The sequence below is a fragment of the Paramesorhizobium salinisoli genome (assembly GCF_003335045.1).
Lineage (GTDB): Bacteria > Pseudomonadota > Alphaproteobacteria > Rhizobiales > Rhizobiaceae > Paramesorhizobium > Paramesorhizobium salinisoli.
This window is the reverse complement of record NZ_QOZG01000058.1, coordinates 1-2,842: the sequence shown is the minus strand read 5'-3', so window position 1 is coordinate 2,842 and position 2,842 is coordinate 1. Positions and strand designations below refer to the sequence as shown.

The following is a 2,842-nucleotide window of genomic DNA, read 5'->3' as shown; positions in this document are numbered from 1 at the left end:
GGCCGCCATCAACCGCTTCGTCAAAGAGCACAATCTGGAACCAAAGCCATTCATCTGGAAAGCCAACCCCGACAAGATCATCGCAGCTGTTAAACGGGGGCACCAAACGTTGGAATCAATCCACTAGCGCAACGATGCGATGAGCTGGCTCGATGTCTGCGAGTCCGAGAGCGGCATTGAACAAGAGTTCCTCGTCGCTACAATTCGAAACCGGACAACTCGGCAATTCGTAGATTTGCGAAATCACGCGCGCCACTGCCGAGTCAATCCCAAGCGTGGCATGGTCGCGCAGCACATCTAGGCGCGTTTCGGGCACGAAGCTGCTTATGGTTTCAATGCTAACTGGCATGTTTTCAGGCCGCCTCCGCACGCATCAAGCGAATTGTACTTTTGCCGACAACCGGACTGAACGATACGATCTCGTCTGGTGCATACATATCCTCGGCTGCGTTGAAAATTCCGGCAAGCGCATCACAATCTTGCGGGGTGACAGTGGCAAGATCGGCCATCATATCCAGAAACTCGAATTGCTCGGGCGCTTGTGGGGGTACACCTTGCGGCTGGAAGAGCATCACTCCCCACGCATCCCATAAAAGCGGCTCGACACCGCTCAACGAGGAAAGGTCGTAGATGTGGAGATTGCGAGCCTTCCATAGACCGTATTGGTCATTGCCGCGCATAGCGCTGAGTGCTCGCGCAGGCAACTCGCCGTTTCGCACACGTTTCCAGATCTCGCCGCCGCTTAGGAAAAGCTGTGGAGAAATATTGACCGGATCGAGAGAGTTAAGGCCGTGCCGGTGCCGGAAGGCTTGCGAAAGGCGGCTATCGGCGATGCGCCAGTTTTCCCCGCTCCAATATTCCACCACAACATGATCATGCAGAATCTGCCGCGGCTCATAAAGAAGATGCGCAAAACCATATCGAACGCGCGCTGGGACACCGGAACTGCGAAGCATTGCGCAAAGTAGAACGGCACCGTCGCGACAGGTGGTCAACAGTCTTTTCTCGGGCGCGCGCACAACGTCCAGCGGCGCGTCGTCCATTGCTAAAATCCGCGCAAGCATGGTGGGGTCGGTTCCGGCTGAGGGCGAAATGACACTCTAAGGATGGTGTTCGAGCGGTTGGATCATGAACAGGCAGGGATTACCTGCGCCCCGAAGCGCTGGGAATTCCTCGATGGGCAGGAAGCCGACGGACTCGTAAAAAGCGCGGGTGGCGGCATGATTTTCGTCGGACTTTGACGCCGCAATCGTCTTCACCGTGAGGTAACGGGCGTTTTTGCTCACCGCATGGTCCTTTGCGACCTCTATCAACGCTCGGCCGATCCCCATCCGGTGCCAACCAGCTTTGACACCCATCACGTGAACTTCGGCGGCAAACTCCGAAATGGATCTGAAGGACAGGAAGCGCATCTGCCGGTGGCGATCCTGGAGCGCACCAAGGCAGGGATAAGTTGTTGGGCACGCCGCTACGCGGCCGGGCTCTATGGCCTCGCCACGAAGCCCGCAAGCGGTCTCCGCCCATCCGGGCTACGATTCCTCGTGCAGGCTGAATGCGGGTGAATGAGTGAATGGTTATGCCAGATCAAAGTACGCCTGCGAGGAGGGCCGCCTTGCTGAGAAGTGAGGCGCACTGGATGTTCTGTCTATATGGACGTCAATATAGACAGTGTGAGAACCGTGGATTTAACGATAGAGAAGCGGCCGCAAGTTAGCCGTATGGAGATTGTAGATAGCGGGCGGCGTCGCCGTTTCAGCAACGAGGCCAAACTTGCGATCGTGGCGGAGAGTTATTCCGCCCCACGTCAGGTCACGGCAACAGCACGTCGCCATGGGATCACACGCTTTCAGTTGAACGATTGGCGTAAAGTAGCTCGAGGGACGGCTCGGCAATGGCCGGGGGAGTGAAGGGTTTATTCCTGCACTGTTGGTCCCGGAGCCAGGCATGCCGGTTGTTGCGCCGACCAATTCTTCGACGGCACAAAGTGGGCTTATGGAGGTTGTCAGCGCCAATGGTCGCCGTGTGATCGTGGGACGCGATGTCGACGTTGAAGCGCTGCTTCGGATCCTGCGCGGGCTGGAGGCGCTGCGGTGAATCCGTTTCCGATGGGAACAGGGGTCAAGGTCTGGCTTTCGACGGGGTATACGGACATGCGCTGTGGCTTTCCCTCCCTGGCGCTTCGGGTGCAGGAGGTTCTGAAGCATGATCCGCTGTCAGGGCATCTCTTCGTCTTCAGGGGTCGCAGATCGGATATTTTGAAGATCATCTGGCATGATGGTCTGGGCGCCTGCCTTTTTACGCGGCGGCTGGAGAAGGGCCGGTTTATCTGGCCGAATATGGAGGGCGGCGCGGTAGCGATCTCACCGGCGCAATTGTCTTATTTGTTGTCCGGGATCGACTGGCGCAATCCGCAGGAAACCTGGCGTCCGACACGGGTCGGATAGCATTATTACATTGAAAATATTGAGTGAATCTGATCGAATGGCTTCATGACTTCGAAGCCTGTGGATCTTCCTGCGGACCTTGCGAGCGCCTATCTGGCGCTGCTTTCCGAGCGCGAGGTGTTACAGGCTGAACGTGATGTCGTTGTTGCCGAGCGTGACATTGCGGTGGCGCAAGCCGCCAATGCGCAGGCCATGCTGTCGGACAGCGAGGCCTTGATTGCCAGTCTGGAACTGGCGATCGAAAAGCTGAAGCGTGAACTGCGCGGCCGGCGATCCGAGCGCACGGCGCGCCTGATCGACCAGATGGAATTGCAGCTCGAAGAACTGGTGATGGATGAAGCCGCAGCGCAGGCGGCTGCCGCCAAGACCTCGAGCGTACGTTCGTTCACGCGCAAACG

The 2,842-nt window shown here is 57.6% G+C and carries 4 protein-coding genes and 2 pseudogenes; 4 read left to right on the top strand and 2 right to left on the bottom strand.

What is annotated here, in order from left to right; translation table 11 throughout:
• Window positions 1-127, top strand: a pseudogene (locus DUT91_RS24675) (IS630 family transposase); the annotation flags it as partial.
• Between the two features lie 226 nt (window positions 128-353).
• On the opposite strand, the gene DUT91_RS24665 reads toward DUT91_RS24675, so the two are convergent.
• On the bottom strand, window positions 354-1,043 hold the full coding sequence (locus DUT91_RS24665) for a transglutaminase-like domain-containing protein (protein WP_160113717.1): 690 nt from the start codon (window positions 1,041-1,043) through the stop codon (window positions 354-356).
• Between the two features lie 57 nt (window positions 1,044-1,100).
• Window positions 1,101-1,412 (bottom strand): GNAT family N-acetyltransferase, encoded by a 312-nt coding sequence (locus tag DUT91_RS24660; protein ID WP_114443017.1) that lies wholly within the window; start codon window positions 1,410-1,412, stop codon window positions 1,101-1,103.
• Window positions 1,413-1,649: 237 nt separating this feature from the next.
• Here DUT91_RS24660 and tnpA point away from each other — a divergent pair.
• From tnpA to DUT91_RS24645, 3 genes and pseudogenes are all read left to right on the top strand, one after another.
• Window positions 1,650-2,094 (top strand): annotated as a pseudogene (tnpA, locus tag DUT91_RS27640) (IS66-like element accessory protein TnpA).
• Window positions 2,091-2,444: an IS66 family insertion sequence element accessory protein TnpB gene (tnpB, locus tag DUT91_RS24650; RefSeq protein ID WP_037436657.1), complete on the top strand. Its 354-nt coding sequence runs from the start codon at window positions 2,091-2,093 to the stop codon at window positions 2,442-2,444. Before tnpA ends, tnpB begins: the two are co-directional and overlap by 4 nt.
• A gap of 45 nt (window positions 2,445-2,489) precedes the next feature.
• On the top strand, window positions 2,490-2,842 hold a 353-nt coding region (locus DUT91_RS24645), incomplete at its 3' end, for a transposase (protein WP_200835087.1).

What these genes read in the sequence shown, in the direction of transcription:
- DUT91_RS24665 (WP_160113717.1), bottom strand. Translation starts at nt 1,043, where the DNA reads ATGGACGACGCGCCGCTGGACGTTGTGCGCGCGCCCGAGAAAAGACTG.
- DUT91_RS24660 (WP_114443017.1), bottom strand. Translation starts at nt 1,412, where the DNA reads ATGCGCTTCCTGTCCTTCAGATCCATTTCGGAGTTTGCCGCCGAAGTT.